Source organism: Streptomyces sp. NPDC047042 (genome assembly GCF_040644035.1).
Lineage (GTDB): Bacteria > Actinomycetota > Actinomycetes > Streptomycetales > Streptomycetaceae > Streptomyces.
In genome coordinates this window covers 46,881-61,974 of the sequence record NZ_JBEYVP010000023.1, presented here as the reverse complement: position 1 = coordinate 61,974, position 15,094 = coordinate 46,881, and the positions used below count along the sequence as shown (strand labels likewise).

The 15,094-nt window shown below is 71.2% G+C and carries 12 protein-coding genes; 7 read left to right on the top strand and 5 right to left on the bottom strand.

The window, feature by feature from the left end; genetic code table 11:
• Nucleotides 1-85: 85 nt before the first annotated feature.
• Genes ABZ855_RS26475 through ABZ855_RS26465 form a run of 3 tightly spaced genes read right to left on the bottom strand, consistent with a single transcriptional unit; the run spans nt 86 to nt 2,587 of the window.
• A complete protein-coding gene (locus ABZ855_RS26475) occupies nt 86-1,201 on the bottom strand; it encodes an ABC transporter (protein WP_360810864.1) in 1,116 nt (371 codons plus the stop codon).
• Nucleotides 1,198-2,130: an ABC transporter ATP-binding protein gene (locus ABZ855_RS26470; protein ID WP_360811054.1), complete on the bottom strand. Its 933-nt coding sequence runs from the start codon at nt 2,128-2,130 to the stop codon at nt 1,198-1,200. Before ABZ855_RS26470 ends, ABZ855_RS26475 begins: the two co-directional genes overlap by 4 nt.
• Nucleotides 2,131-2,134: 4 nt before the next feature.
• Nucleotides 2,135-2,587, bottom strand: a complete 453-nt coding sequence (locus ABZ855_RS26465) for a GntR family transcriptional regulator (protein WP_360810862.1) — start codon at nt 2,585-2,587, stop codon at nt 2,135-2,137.
• Between the two features lie 197 nt (nt 2,588-2,784).
• Here ABZ855_RS26465 and ABZ855_RS26460 point away from each other — a divergent pair, with 197 nt between their 5' ends.
• The gene (locus tag ABZ855_RS26460) at nt 2,785-3,513 is read left to right on the top strand and encodes a response regulator transcription factor (protein ID WP_360810860.1); all 729 of its coding nucleotides are present in this window, start codon (nt 2,785-2,787) and stop codon (nt 3,511-3,513) included.
• A 90-nt stretch (nt 3,514-3,603) separates the two neighbouring features.
• Here ABZ855_RS26460 and ABZ855_RS26455 read toward each other — a convergent pair whose 3' ends face one another.
• Together ABZ855_RS26455 and ABZ855_RS26450 are read right to left on the bottom strand one after the other, a co-directional pair.
• A complete protein-coding gene (locus tag ABZ855_RS26455; RefSeq protein WP_360810858.1) occupies nt 3,604-3,975 on the bottom strand; it encodes a hypothetical protein in 372 nt (123 codons plus the stop codon).
• Between the two features lie 100 nt (nt 3,976-4,075).
• Nucleotides 4,076-4,726: a hypothetical protein gene (locus ABZ855_RS26450; protein ID WP_360810856.1), complete on the bottom strand. Its 651-nt coding sequence runs from the start codon at nt 4,724-4,726 to the stop codon at nt 4,076-4,078.
• Nucleotides 4,727-5,079: 353 nt separating this feature from the next.
• Between ABZ855_RS26450 and ABZ855_RS26445 the strand changes: the two genes are divergently transcribed.
• The 6 genes from ABZ855_RS26445 (at nt 5,080) to ABZ855_RS26420 (ending at nt 15,070) form a co-directional block, all read left to right on the top strand.
• Nucleotides 5,080-8,307 (top strand): FG-GAP-like repeat-containing protein, encoded by a 3,228-nt coding sequence (locus ABZ855_RS26445; RefSeq protein ID WP_360810854.1) that lies wholly within the window; start codon nt 5,080-5,082, stop codon nt 8,305-8,307.
• Nucleotides 8,308-8,785: 478 nt separating this feature from the next.
• Entirely contained in the window at nt 8,786-9,511 is a 726-nt protein-coding gene (locus tag ABZ855_RS26440; protein WP_360810852.1) for a Crp/Fnr family transcriptional regulator, read from the top strand.
• Between the two features lie 160 nt (nt 9,512-9,671).
• On the top strand, nt 9,672-10,445 hold the full coding sequence (locus ABZ855_RS26435) for a hypothetical protein (protein WP_360810850.1): 774 nt from the start codon (nt 9,672-9,674) through the stop codon (nt 10,443-10,445).
• Nucleotides 10,442-12,955: a hypothetical protein gene (locus tag ABZ855_RS26430; protein ID WP_360810848.1), complete on the top strand. Its 2,514-nt coding sequence runs from the start codon at nt 10,442-10,444 to the stop codon at nt 12,953-12,955. Before ABZ855_RS26435 ends, ABZ855_RS26430 begins: the two co-directional genes overlap by 4 nt.
• A complete protein-coding gene (locus ABZ855_RS26425; protein ID WP_360810846.1) occupies nt 12,948-14,027 on the top strand; it encodes a hypothetical protein in 1,080 nt (359 codons plus the stop codon). The genes ABZ855_RS26430 and ABZ855_RS26425 overlap by 8 nt, the downstream gene beginning before the upstream one ends.
• Nucleotides 14,028-14,593: 566 nt before the next feature.
• Nucleotides 14,594-15,070, top strand: coding sequence for a Pycsar system effector family protein (locus ABZ855_RS26420; protein WP_360810844.1), 477 nt, complete (start codon nt 14,594-14,596; stop codon nt 15,068-15,070).
• Nucleotides 15,071-15,094 lie beyond the last annotated feature (24 nt).

Here is a 15,094-nt window from a genome sequence, read left to right as displayed (position 1 = left end):
AAGGGGCGCGGGGCTGTATCGATGTGCGGCTCCGCCGCGTGGGCGCGACCAGCCCCCACCGCCCCGCAGCCGAACCAACAACTACTCAAACAAGCCGCTTACGACCCCAGAAGAAAAGGAACGCCACCACACCGGCCGTCAGGGCGAACAGAATGGACGCCCCGAACCACTGCATCCCGTTCATCTGCGACATCGGCAGATAATCCACCGACCACCCCACGACATCCGCCTTCTTCAGGCACAGCTCCCGCGCCTGATCCGACGCCTGATCCGAACACGTGCTCCAGCCGAGAAGGTCACCGGTGCTGGTGATGTACGACGAGTCGAGCTCGTACGCGTTGCCGGGCAGCGACGGGTACGAGTTCTCCGCCATGACGCCCTTGTTCGTCGTGAGCGTGATGACATTGCCGAGCGACAGCACGAACTCGTTCCAGACGAGCTCAACGATGACGACGAAACCGAAGGTCACCACCATGGCCATCAGCGTGCGGCGCAGCACCACACCGATCGCCACCCCGCCGAACACGGAGAGAAGGGTGAGGGCGACGGGCACCGGGCCCGTGTTGTTGAAGCCCTCGGTGGACGTCCAGTCCATGACCGTGGGCTCGCCCTTGACGGGGCTCCACCACCAGTTGAACACCGCCGACAGCGCGACCGTGATCACCACGACGACCAGCCCGGTCAGCCCCAGCTTCGTGGCGAGCCAACGGGTCCGGCTCACGGACTGGGCCGCGACCAGCTTGGCCGTACCGCTCTCCAGGTCGCCCGCGAGCAGCGGCGCGCCGAGGAAGACGCCGAGCAGGATGGGTATCGATCCGAGACCCATGGCGACAGAGCTGAACGCGTCGATGTACTGCTGGAACCCGTCACTGAGGGGCTTGGCGGGATAGCCGTGGCCGTCGAGATAGTCCGTCATCTGACCGCGCTGGTAGACCATCCAGGCGATCGAGAGCGCGGCGGCGGCGAGGATGGTCCAGAACGCGGCCCGGTGCTGGCGCCAGACCAGCCAGGTCATCCCGCTGAGGCGGGGGCGCCGGGTGGTGGCGTCCATGCTGGTCGCGTTCATGGTCGCGTTCATGGTCCCGTTCTTGCCGTCGGTCTTGGTGCCGTTCGAGGTGCCGGCCGTGCTGCCGGCCGTGCCGCCGGTCTTGCTGCCGGCCGTGCCGCCGGTCGCGTTCGAGGAACTCGTGTAGGTGCTCATGCCGCCACCGCCCCGGTGCCGAGACCCTCGCCGTGGACCTGCGCGGTCGGGGTGATCAGCGGTGGTGCGTCGGGTGAGCGGAGATAGGCGAGCAGGAGTTCCTCCATGTTCGGCGCGTCCGTCTCCCAGGGGCCGGTGACCGGGCCCTCGGGGCGGATGAGCGCGGTGAACTGCCGTCCGCTGGTCCGGGACTCGACGAGGGTGTGGTGGCCGAGGGCGGCGGGCATGCCCTCGCCCTCCTTGGCCCCGGTGACCACGGTGTGCACGGACATCAGCTCGTCCACGTCACCGGCGAGGCGCACTCCGCCGCCGGAGACGACGACGAGGTAGTCGCACACGTTCTCGAGCTCGGCGAGGACATGGGTGGACATCAGCACGGTGGTGCCGTGTTCGGCGGCCTCGGCGAGGAGGACGCCCATGATCTCGTGCCGTACGACCGGGTCCAGGTCCGACATCGGCTCGTCGAGCAGCAGCAGGTCGGGCCGCTTGCCGAAGGCGAGGGCGATGGAGACGCGGGTGCGCTGACCGCCGGAGAGGGTGCTGATCTTCGCGTCGAACGGCACGTTGCCGGCGCGGACGATGTCCTCGGCGGCGCGCTGGTCCCAGCCGGGGTTCAGCTCCCGGCCCAGCCGCAGGGTCTCCGCCACGGTGAAGCGGCGGAACAGGGGCTTCTCCTGGGCGAGGAACGCGGTGCGCCGGCCAGACTCGGCCGAGCCCGGCGCCTCGCCGAACAGGCTGATCGAGCCCTGCGTCGGCTCCAGGACATGGGCGGCGATGCTCAGCAGCGTGGTCTTGCCCGCGCCGTTGGGTCCGACGAGCCCGCAGATCCGTCCCGCCGGGAGCCGGAAGGAGCAGTCCCGCAGCGCCCAGCCCCGCCGGTAGCGCATCCCCAGTCCGTACGCCTCAAGCGCCGGCTCCCCCGCGTACATACCGTCACTCACCTGTGCTCCTAGTTGTCGTGGCCCCCGTGGACCGCGTGGCCGCCGTGTTCCCGGCCGCGTACTGCTTCTCCATCGCCGACGTGACCAGCGCGGCCACGTCCTCCTGCTCCAGGCCGGCCCCGGCCGCCTTGGACATCCACGCCACCAGCTCCCCGTACAGCGGTGAGTCGGTGCCCGTCTCGGGGCGGCCCAGCGTGCGGCGTACGAAGGTGCCCTGGCCGGGTCGTGGTTCGACCAGGCCCTCGCGCTCCAGCTCGCGGTACGCCTTGAGGGTGGTGTTCGGGTTGACCGTGCTGGTCTCGGCGACCTCCTTGGCGGTGGGCAGCCGGTCCCCCGGCACCAGGACGCCCAGCCGCAGGGCCTGTTTGGTCTGCTGCACGATCTGCTGGAAGGCGGGGACCCCGCTCCGCCTGTCGATGCGGTACTCCACGATCACCACCACCATTCCACTACTTGATTAGTGGAATGATGATGAAGGGACGCGAGGACGCTTGTCAACGCCGGGAGAGGCCGGAAGAGGTTGTCCAAAGTGATCGGCGGGACTCGTTGGACAACGATCCGCTGGTCAGCCTGGGTGCAGGCCTTCAAAAACGAACCGCTTGAAGACCTCGCGAACGACCGCCCCACAGAAAGCGTTCCGGAATGAACCCAGACTTTTCGGTCCCCGAGCACCCTTCCGTCCTTGTGGTCGAGGACGCGTCCAGCACCTCCGACATGCTGGCCATGGCGCTGCGCTTCCTCGGTTTCGACGCACACCTGGTGCCCATGGGCACCGAGGTGATCCACGAGGTACGTCAGCGGCAGCCCGACGCGGTACTGCTCGACCTGGTCGTTCCCGACCTGGACGGCACCGAGGTCTGCGGACGGCTCCGCGCCGCCGGGATCGACACGCCGGTGATCTTCCTCAGCGCCCGTACGGCCGTCGAGGACAAGTGCCACGCCCTGGCCGTCGGCGGCGACGACTACGTCACCAAGCCCTTCGACCTCACCGAGGTCAGCGCCCGCATCCGGGCCCTGGTCCGACGCGCCCGGGGTGCGGTCCGGCCGGCGCCCGCGTCGTCGCGCCGACTGCGCGCGGCCGGGGTCGAGCTGGACGAGGGCACCCACGAGGTGTGGCGGCACGGCACCGCCGTACAGCTGTCGGCGACCGAGTTCGCGCTGCTGAAACTGCTGCTGGAGAACGCCGGGCAGGTCATCTCGAAGGCCCACATTCTGGACACGGTCTGGAACTACGGCTTCCAGGGCGAGTCGGGCGTCGTCGAGACGTACGTCTACTACCTGCGGCGCAAGCTGGGCGACTCGGGCCAGTCGCTGATCCGTACGGTGCGCGGCGCGGGGTACATCGTGCACGCGGACCCGATGGGCATGTGAGCGAACGAAACAAAAAGGGGTCCGCCGGCCGCGTGCGATGCGCGGCCGGCGGACCCCTTTTACCTGTCCTTGCTGTGGTTCGTACCGTTTCTAGCCGATCCAGAGCTGGTAGGTGCCGCCGTTGTGCTGGCCGTTCGAGGAGACGACGCGGGGCTCCCAGCGCCACCCGGTGCTGGGCTTGCGGTGGTGGAACTCGACCGAGCGGCCGGCCGTCCACCAGTAGCCCTCGGCCGTGGTGCAGCCCTTCGGCGGGATCTCCCAGAAGCGGGAGCCGACCCAGTCGCCGTGCTGGTTCTCACCGACGAAGAAGAACTTGACCGTCTCGGTCGACCCGCTGCAGACCTTCAGCTGAAGGAATTTGCCGCCGTCGGCCGAAGCCGATGTCGCGGGCATCACCAGAGCACCGACCGCAGTGGCCCCGGCCAAAACGGCCATCGTGACCTTGCGCTTGATTCCATTCATGGAACTGCCACCATTTCTGCTGGAGAATTCGGGGAAACCCGTGGGGGGCGTGAGGGGGCGTGAGGGGACTTGAAGGGGGGAATTACCTCGGGCGCGCCGCTCAGCGGTGGCAGTGCTCGTTGCGTTCCTGCTGGGTCATCGGCGCGTCCTTGAAGTTCGCGTAACCGCCGTTCGACTTGCCGACGTCCCAGCCCGACTCGGTGTAGTTGTAGACGTACCAGTCGAAGTGGCCCCAGTGACGGTTCTTGTACTGGATCTCGTACCAGCCGGTGGCCTTCCGCTTCGGGGTGCCCCGCTCGACCCAGCCCTTGTAGCCGGCGGGCACGCTCGTGCCGAACTCGACCTTGTCCATGTGGCTGCGTTCCCACGTGCGGTTGTAGCTGGTCGACAGTCCGACCTCGAAGACCTTCGCGAACCCGGCGGAGGCGGTGATCGTGAGGCCGACGGAGTCGGAGGATCCGACCGTCTCCTCACCGCCGACTGTGAGGGTGTTCGCGTTGGTCGCGCAGTTGTACACGGTCGGACCGAGGTGGTGGCTCGGGCCGGTGTACTCCTGGAAGCTCTGCGGGTGGAACACGCAGAGGCTGGTGCTGACACCGCAGGTGTTCAGCAGCTCCTTGGTGGTGGGGTTGTCGGCGGCGTTGGCCGCGGGGGACGCCAGCAGCGTGGCCCCGACAGCGAGAGCGGCGACCGCCCCGGCGGTACGGGGCAGACCCTTCCTGGAGACGAGAGCGCGAGGTGTGAAAGCCATTGCCCTTTTCCTTCCGGAGAGCTGATGCGGTGGGGTGAGTTCCACCGACTGCGCCCATTCCACAGGCGGGACGGATTCAGGGGATCAACGCGCGATCAGAAGACGGCACAGGGTTTCCTGGGGGGTTCATCAGAGTCGGATCAGAGATTCACGAAAAAGCACCAACAGGCAGCCCTGGGTACGGTGTTACGCTCGGTCACACGCGCGCATGGGGGGCACGGCCGGGGGGCCGAGCGAGAAGTCGGGGCGCTGAACGTACGTACGCCCGTCCCACCATGCCTCTGCTTCCTGGAGGAACGGTGGCCCGACCCGGCCGACGTCGACACAGACCTGTACGTACCACCACCGCCGCCGTGGCCGTGGCCGTGAGCCTCGGCCTCCCGCTGGGCGCCGTGCCGGCGTCGGCGGCGCCCTCGACGCCCACGGCCGTCGCCGCGGCCGCAGAACTCGTCCTGCCCGCCGCCGCGCGGGCCGTCCCCAAGGCCACCCAGATCCTCAACGCCGGTGCCAGCGGCTTCCTTTGGACGCAGGAGGGCGACGACCGGCTGCTGTGGACGTCATACGCCACCGGCGCGACCACCGCGTTGGAACAGCGGCTCCCCTTGCCGCTCCAGTACGACATCGACAGCGGCTACTTCAAGGAGGCCGCCTCGTTCCACCCGGGCTGGTACGGGGACGGTTCCGACACCGTCGCCCTGTACTCGGAGGAGGACGGTCAGGTCACCCTGCTCAAGGGCGACGGCACCTCGGGGGGAGCCGTCGTGGTGCCGGTTCCCGAGGGCCACACCTACCAGGGCACCTTCGGTAGCACTGTTCTCACCAGCACCAGCGGCGTCAACGGAAACCCGGACGCCTACCACTTGTGGCGTGTCCAGGACGGCGGCGGAGTCACCGAGACACCGGTGACCGGGCTGCCGGACGGCGCGGGCAACCTCGTCGTCGAGGACGGCGACGCACGGTCCGTCATCCTGCACTACGCCACGGGCGACAGCTCGGAGAGCCGCGGCCACTGGGGCCTCGTCGACCTCGCCACCGGCGAACTCGGCGCGCTGCCGGACCGGGTGGACTCCTCCGACGAGGGCTGGGAAGTGTCCGGATTCCGGCTCGGCGCCGACTCGGTGCTGCGACTGCGCTCCTCACGAGGCAAGACGGACGTGTACGACCGCGGCGACCTGACCGCGCCGCCCCGCACCCTCGACACGGCTTCCCTCAGCTACGAGGCCGAGTACGGCGTCGTCGGCGACACCCTGCTCGGCGTGGAGCCGGTGTGGCCGGGCAACAACCTGTACCGGGGCCAGCCGCTGTGGGCCCTCACGAAGGACCCCACGGACCCGGACGCGAACACGGACATGACCGAGGTCATGAACCCGGCAGCCCATCAGCTCGTCCAGGCACCTGACGGCTCCGTCCTCGTGGCGGGCGCCGCACAGTACGTCGAGCGCGGTGACCTCGACTGGGGCGTGTACCGCGTCTCCCAGGCCGCCGACGGCACCGTCACCCGCACCCGGCTGACCGCCGTCGAGTCGTATCCCGCGCAGATCCACGGTCTCTCCCTCGGCGGCGGCATCCTCACCAGGGCCGACAACAGCACGCTCTACGAGCCGGGCACGATCATCGGCGCCTACCGCAGCTCCTGGCTCACCACGCCCGCCCCGGGCACCGCCCCGACCGTCACCAGGGCCACCGTCGACGGGCTGGTCAGCGGGCGGGACGGCTTCTGCACCAACCCCGCCACGCCCCGCTGCATCCCGATGTTCGCCGACGGCACCGGTCTGCACGGCCGCGAGGACGCCACCGAGTCGGGCCTGACCATGCTGTACGCCAACGGCGCCACCAACTGGGGCCCGACCCTCGACACGGGCGAGGACACCCCGCAGCTCGCGGACCTCTCCGGCCGGTACGCGATCGTCGACGGGGCGTCCTCCTCGAACCAGTACATCGGCGAGTTCCCCGCCGGGGCCGCCGGGAAGGTCCTCCAGAAGCGCGAAAAGGTCGGCGCCGCCGTCTGGGGCAACACCTTGTGGAGCGGCGCCGCCACCGGAGGCAAGGTCACGGCGACCCGGCTGCCCGCCGGCACCGCCGTGGAGTCCTTCACCACCACCAACGGCTGCACCCCGTCAGACCTGCAGGCCGTGGGCCGCTGGGTGTACTGGGCCTGCGTGGACAACGGGAGCCTCAAGGGCGCGGGCATCTACGACCGTACGGCCCGGCGCGCCGTCACCGCCCCGTCCGGCCAGGTCCTCCTCGGCGACGGCTACCTGGTCCAGCGTGTCACCGGCACCGCGTCGAGCAGCGGCCTGACTCTCTTCGACCTGCACGGCGGACTGCCGGCCGGCGGGTCCTACGTCGACCTGCCGAGCCGCAAGCTCGCCGACTGGACCGACCTCGGCCGGGACAACACCGGGGCTCGCACCAGCTGGACCGTAGACCGCTTCGGCGGCCCCGTCGCCTACGCCGACGACGAGCAGCGCGTCCACATCGTGCCGACCGGCGTTCCCGCCTCCGCGCTGACCGCCATCGACTCGACCGTCACCTCCAACTCGGCCAGCTGGTCCGGCACTTGGTGGTTGTCCAAGCCCGCCGCAGGCTGGCAGGTCACCCTCCGGAACAAGGCGTCGGGCGCCACCGTCCGCACCCTGGCCGGTTCCTCCGCGCAGGGGCTGCTCAAGGCGGCCTGGGACGGCAAGGACACCGCGGGGCGGCTCGTCACCAACGGCACCTACACCTGGACGCTCACCGCGAAGCCCGCCGACGGTCAGGGCGCCGCCCTCACCCTCTCCGGCACCACCAAGGTGACGGGCGGCTCCGCGGCCCCACGCGACTACGCGGGCGGCGACGGCGTCGGCGACCTCCTCACCCTCTCCTCGAACGGCACGCTCACCGTCCAGCGCGGCACCGGCACCGGCACCCTGGGTGCGAAGGTCACCGGCGGCGGATGGCCGACCACCGCCAAGTTCGTGCCGTACGGCGATCTGAGCGGCGACCGCTGCAACGACGTCCTGGTCCGGCTGAGCAGCGGCGCCCTGCGTGCGTACCGCCCGGCCTGCGGCAAGGCGGCGACGCCCTCGACGCCGTACACCTCCCTCGGCGCCACCGGCTGGAACCAGTACGACGTGCTGACCTCGCCCGGTGACGTAGACGGCGACCGTCGGCCCGATCTGGTCGCCCGCCAGGCCTCGACCGGGGACGTCTACCTCTTCAAGGGCACCAGCAACGGCAAGCTGTCCGCCCGGGTGAAGGTCGGTGCCCGCTGGACCGGCTACAAGAAGATCGTCGGCGCCGGAGACCTCAACGGCGACGGCCGTGGCGATCTCGTCGCCCAGGACAGGTCCAACGTGCTGTGGCGGCTCGACGGGACCGGCACCGGTGCGTTCAAGGCGCGCGTGAGGATCGCCGCCAACTGGGGTGCCTCCTACAACGTGGTCGTCGGCGTCGGCGACTTCACCGGTGACGGCCGCGCGGACCTCGTGTCCCGGGACACGGCCGGCAACCTGTGGCGCGCAAACGGCAACGGGAGGGGCGTCTTCGGCGGCGTTACGAAAATCGCGACGGGCTGGCAGGGCTACAAGGCCGTCGTGTAACCGCCGTTGACCTTCGCACCCTCCCCGGCCCGGCAGTCCGCGACGACGGACTGCCGGGCCGTCCCTTTTCGCAGGGACGGGCCGCGCCCTCACCCCCACCGCTGACCCTCACCGCGCCACCCCCGCAGCCACCCCGCATCACCACACCCTCATCACGACTTCCGGCCCGGAAACCCGATTTTTCGCCAAGTGCCTCGCGACCGGCCCGTCCCCTGCCTTGTTACGGACGGTAGTTCGAGTGACGGGGCTGACCTGAGGGTCCAGTGGGGTCTGTCTGGTTCGGGGGGTCGGGGCGGCAGGCCGCTGGAAAGGAGGCGCGGGCGGGGGAGCGGGAGGAGGAGGGCGCCTTACGTGCCCATACATGAAATTACCGGGCGGTACACCTGATATGGCGTAAACCGTTCAGCCCAAAGCTTCGCTCTGTCACCATCAACGCCATCGCAAGACCAGGGGTCCGGAACGCGGCGGGGGGCGTGCCATGGGACTGCTAGGCAACGAGCTGGCGTTCGCGCAGGCACTGACCGCGCAGGAGCGCGAGGGCGTCATGGCCCTCGGCAACCCCCGGCACTTCGCCGCCGACGCCCATCTCCTCACCGAGGGCGACAGGACCAGCCATGTCCTGATCGTCGTCAAGGGCTGGGTGACCGTCTCCGTCGCGACCGACCGGGGAGCCACCCGGCTGATACTCGGGCTGCGCGGACCCGGTGAACTCCTCGGCGAGATGGCCGCGTTGGACCCCCATCCGCGCAGCGCCACCGTACGGGCGCTGGGGCCGACGCAGGCCCAGGTCATCTCGGGGGACGCGTTCCGCAGGTTCCTCGCCGAGCATCCCAGGGTGAGCGGGCTGGTGATCCGGCAGCTCACCTTCCGTCTTCGCAGCGCCGACCAGGAGCGGTCCGCGCTCGCCTCCCTCACCGTGCTGCAGCGTCTGGCCGGCCGGCTCACCGAGCTGTCCGGGTCGGGCGGCGCACCCCGTGGCCCGTACGCCCGTACCGCCTCCTCCAGTTCGTCGGTCGTGCAGCTGGCCCAGGACGAACTCGCCGCCAGCATAGGAGCGACCCGGGAGGCCGTCGCCAAGAGCCTGCGGCTGCTGCGCACCCAGCGGATCGTGCGGACCGGCAACCGCGTCGTGGAGATCCTCGACCCCGACCTGCTCGCCCTCCTCGCCGACGGCCATACGGACGCGGAGGGACAACAGACGTAGAACCTCCGGCCCGTCATGTGTAAACGGCTACAGACGGCCTCCCTCCCGAGGCCGACCCTGAGGAGACGACCGCAAGAACCGAACGTGAACCGAACGACGCTCGAAAGACACCGAACGACACCGCACGACGATCGAACGCACCAGAACAAGGGGGCACGGGGTGGACCGCGACGCCATGGATCTCACCGAGGCGCACTACGAGCTGGTGATCAGCGTCGACGCCCGGCGTTCCGGGGAGTACGACGACATCGACAAGCCCCGGATGCGCGGACGTATCTACCGGGTCGTCGAGACGGCGTTCACGCACGCCAAGGTGGCGCGGGACGCCGTACACATGGAGGACCGCGGGGACGGTGTCCTGCTGTCGGTGTCCGCGCGCGTTCCGGTGACCCGGCTGCTCGGGCTGTGGATGGTCGAGCTGCACGAGAACCTGCGTGACGAGAACCGTTCGCTGCGGGTGCCGCTGGGGCTCCGTATCGGGATGCACGTCGGACCCGTACGGCACGACGCGCGCGGGATCAGCGGGCGTGCCGTCGACCTGGCCTGCCGGCTCGCCGACTCCGCGATGGCCCGGCAGCTGCTCGACGCCGAGGGCGCCGACCTCGTCCTGGTGGTCTCGGGCTCCCTGTACGAGGACGTGGTGCGCGGCGGCGGCAAGTTCATCGAGCCCGAGCGCTATGTCTTGGGCCGGCCGACCCTCAAGGAGGGCGAGACCACCGCCTGGTTCCACCTGCCCGGCCGGCCCGCCCCCGCGAGCCCGGTCGCCGCAGCGGTGCCGACGACCGACGCTCCCGCCCCCCGTGCACAGGCGCCCGCCGACCTCCCCGCCGACGACTCCCGTACGAGTTTCTCCGCCCAGGGCGACATCTCGGTGCACCGCGACAACACCTACCAGCGGTCCGTGCACATCGGCCGGAAGGGCGGCGGCGCATGAGCGACGACCAGCAGTCGGACGACGCCCCCGAGACCCCCGACAGCACCCCCGAACGGGACCGGCCCGAGGGGGGCAAGCCGAACGACCGGGAGGGCGCCGAGGAGAAGGGCGCGGAGGAAGGCAAGCAGGAGGACAAGGACAAGGAGAAAGAGAAGGAAAAGGAGAGGGAGAAGGAGAACGAGCGGGCTCTTGCCGCCGAGCGGTTCAAGGAGTTCACCCGCGCCCCCTTCGCCGAGGAGCAGGGCGAGGACGGCCCCACCGACCTCGCCGCCGCCTCCCGTACGCGCCGCGCCACCCGGATGCTGTTCGAGTCCGGACGGGATCTGACCAGCGTCGACCGCTCGATCATCAGCAGCGCCCACTTCGGCGACATCATCCTCGGCGCGGACGCCCGACCGCGTCTGCGCAGCGGGCCCGTCCCCGCCGAGGAACTGCGCAGGCTGCGCCGCGTCCAGGTGGTCCCCGACGGATACGTACGGCTGCGCAAGGCGCTGCGCTCCCGCCGGCTGCTGGTGCTCGGCGCCGCCCCCGGCACCGGCCGGACGAGTACGGCGCTCTCCCTGCTCGACGAGGTCACCGCCGACGCGCCCCGCGACACCGACGGCGACCCCGCCGGTTCGCCGGTGCGCCGGGTCCAACCGGACGGCGGAATACGGCAGTTCGTGGACCAGTTGGGCGCCGGCGACGAGTTCCCGCGCGGTACCGGGTACCTGCTGGAGCTGTCCCTCACCCGGCCCGGCGCGCTGGTGCCGGAGGAGATGGACCTCGACGAACTGGCCACCGCCCTCGCCCGGTGCGATTCGTTCGCGGTGCTCGTCGTCACCGTCGGCTCGGCGGCCGGCCCGCTGCTCGCCGGGCGCTACGGCATGCTCTGCCCGCCCGCGCCCACCCAGGAACTCCTCATGACCCGGCTGCGGGAACGGCTCGAGGAGCGAGTGGAGGAACGGGGGGAAGAGCAGGACTCCGTCGAGGAACTGCTCGTCCGTGGTGAGGAGTTGGCGCGGCGCGAGGACGTCGTGGAGGCGGTCGGGCTGAAGGATCTGCGGCCCGCCGAGGCCGAACTGCTCGCCTCCCTGCTGGCCGGCCGGCTGCTCGGCGACCTGTCGCAGCGGCAACTGCTCACCGGCTGCCGCAGTCTCGCCGCCGACCAGGCCCACGAGTGGTTCGCCGGCGTGGACCGCGCGCTCGCCGCACCGCCCCGCAAGAGTGCGCGGGACGGGGAGGGGGGCGTCGAACGGACGAACACCGCCGCGCTGTTCCACCCGGTGGCGTTCCGGATCGCGCTGGCCGTTCTCGGCGGGGCCTCGCACAGCGCGGTGTCCTCCGCCGCACACCTGCTGACCTGGGAACTGTCCGTTCAGTGCGACCCGGACAACGCCCCGGCCCGCCCCCTGTTCTGCGACGACCCGGAGGCCGACCTGGCCCTCTCCCGCGCCGAGAGCGTCGTCGGCGAGGTCGAGGTGGCCGGGGCCGGAGCGCCGGCCCGGCTGATCTGGTACCGGGGCGGTGCCCTGCCCTCGGCGGTGCTGGCCGAGGTGTGGGAGCGGCACTTCCCGGTGCGCGCGCCGGTCGTACGGTGGCTGCGCATGCTGGCCGACGATCAGCGCCCCCAGGTGTGGGTGCGCGCGGCGGTCGCCGCCGGGGAGCTGTGCGTACGGGACTTCGACCACGGGTTCGCCGAGCTGGTCCGGCCGCTCGCCGAGGGCACCGCCCACCGCAGGCTGTTCGCGGCCACGATGATGGACCAGGCGGCCGGTCACGCCTCGCACCGCAAGGCCGTACGGAAACTGGTCGAGGACTGGAGCCGGTCCCCGACCTGGACCCTGCGCTCGACGGCGGCCGCCGCGCTGGGCTACGGCAACTGCGCGGACAACACGGGCGACGCCCTGGACGCCCTGGGCCGGATCGGGGTCCGCGACGGCGGGGACCAGTCGCTGCTGGCCGCCGCCGCGTTCAACGTCGTACGGCTGCTGGCGCTGCCGGACCGCGCGCAGGCGCCGCAGGTGCTGCGGCGGATGGCCGACTGGACCCAGCACAAGCGCGAGCCGCACCAGACGCTCGGGCTCGCGGCGGCGATCTGGCTGGCCGAGACCCGGGTCGACAAGCTGCTCATCGACGAGCCGGCGTCCTCGCTCGGTGAGCGCGGCGACTGGCCCCTGGCGCTCGCCCTGGCCGACACCCGGCCCGAACTGGCCATGCCCATCGCCGACCTGCTGTGGACCGCGCTGAACACGGCCCGCTCGAAGGACGTGGCCATGGACGCGCTGGAGAGGATGCTGCGCACCGCCGTACGCAAGGACGGCACCGAGTGGACGCGGCCGGGGCTGGCGGCGCTGCTGCCGGCGCTGGCCGCCGAGGAGACCGACCGGCGGCGGCTGGACTGGCTGCTGCGCCGAATGATGAACGACCCGGACGACCCGTTCCCCGACGCCCGTGCGCGCTCCCTGTGGTGGCTCGCCGTCAACCAGCGGACGTCGCGGAGCGGCCAGGAGGAGAGAAGTCATGGCTGACAACGACGAGGCGCGGGACGCCGCCGGGCCGGCGGGTCCGTTCCTGACGGAGTACGCGCCGAACGGGGTCCAACCGCAGGTCAGCGCCCAGAAGGCGCTGGTGCTGTTCTATCGGAACGGCGGCCACAGCGTCGTCACCGTGACCGGTACCCGGCATGTCGACAAGCGGGCGCTGGCCCGGCCGCACACGGTGTGCGAGATCGCTCTCGGCACCTATCAGACGCCGCTGGAGATGGAGTTGCCGGCGGCGGGCGGCACGAGTTTCTTCAAGGCCGAGGTGGACATCCACTGGACGGTGGACGATCCGCATCTGGCGGCCGTGCAGGTCGTGACGGACATCGCGAAGCGGCTCACCGCGCCGATCCTGGAACGGCTGCACGAGGTCACCTCGACGTACCGGGTGCACGAGGCGGAGCAGGCCAACCGGGCCATCACCCGCGAGTGCGCGGGCGGACGCTGGAGCACGCTGGGCGCCGAACTCGGCCTGAACGTACGGCTGTACGTCCGACTGCGCGTCGACGACCGGGCGATCGAGCACATGAACGGCATCCGGGACGCGCATGCCTCGGCCGAGGTGACCAAGGTGCACCAGGGGCGGTTCAGGGCCATGCTGCAGGGCGGGGAGCTGGAGCAGCTCAGCTACATGCTGGCCGCCGAGCCGGCCGAGGCCAAGGACTTCCTGGAGAAGATCCGCCAGGAGGGCCGGCAGGACGAGAAGGAGCGCGTCGACCGGCTGTTCGACATGGTGGAGAGCGGTCAGATCCAGTCCAACGACGTGGAGACCCAGGCCCTCAACCTCCTCAACCGGGGCCGCCTGGGCGGGGTCACCGGCTCCATCGGCACCACGCCGGCCCGCCGCCCCACCCGGGAGCTGGAACCGTCCGACGCACAACCGTTCACCCCGGACTGGGTCTCCGACGACCCACCCGCCCGCGTCCGACACCAGGACCCGTACGTCCCCCCGGCAGACCCCCAGGACTCCACCCCGGAACCCCCACACCGCAGACGCCCCCACGACGACGGCTGGGACTGGGCAACCGACGACGACCCCGGGGAGGCGACACACCGATGACCGGGGACGGGGGAACCGACACGACCGGCGCCCAGAACGGGCCCGACAGCACCGGCACGCAGCGCGAAACCGGCGCCCAGAACGGGCCCGGCAGCGCTGGCACGCAGCCCGAAACCGGCGGAACCCGGGCTCAGGACGGAGCCGACAGGGCCGACGCGAGCGGCGCAACCGGAGCCTCCGGCAGGACCGGGACAACCGGCGGAACCGGGGAAACCCGGACGCCGGGGGCCACCGGCGGGACCGGGGGGATCGGGGCGCCCCGATCCCCTGGCAGGACCGGCGGGGCCGGGGGGACCGGGGAAACCCGGGCAACCGGGACGACCGGCAGCACCGGCGGAACCGGGGCCACCTGGGACGCCCGGGCAACCGGAGCCGTCGGCGGGGCCGGCAGCACCGGCGGGACCGGGGAAACCCGGGCAACCGGGACGGCCGGCAGCACCGGCGGAGCCGGGGCGACCGGGGAGACCCGGGCGGCCGGGGCGGCCGGTTGCGGTGGGGGAACCCCAGGGGCGGTCGGGCCCGGGTCGTACGGGGGTCGGCACGGGGCCGGCCGTTCTGGGGAGCGGGTGAGTGAGCGGGTTGCCGAGAGGCTGCTCAGTACCGTTCGGGAGGATCTCGGGCGGGCCGACTCCAAGGCGGCGGTGCTGCTGTCGGGGACGCTCGCGCTGCCCGCCTTCCTCATCGGCTGGCAGGGCGCCCCGGGCTGGCACGGACCCGCCGACGTGACGCTGGTCCTCGCCGGACTGCTCTGGGCGGTCTCGGTGACCGCGCTGGTCGGGGCGCTCATGCCGCGCACCGGCACGGTCCGGGAAGGCCTGGACGAGGTGACGTACTTCGGCGATCTGGTGGACGCGCGCCGCGACCTCGCGACGCTCGCCGCCCGCGTCGCCGAGGCGGGGCGCGATCCAGCGGCCTGGCTGCTCGTCCAGGCCGTCGACGTCAGCGCGATCCTCTCCGCCAAGTACCGGGCCATCCGCTGGGGCGTCGGCTCGCTCGCCCCCTCGGCGGCACTGGCCCTGGCCTGGAGCCTGACCGCGCGCTGAGGCACGACGAGGGCGCGGGACGGG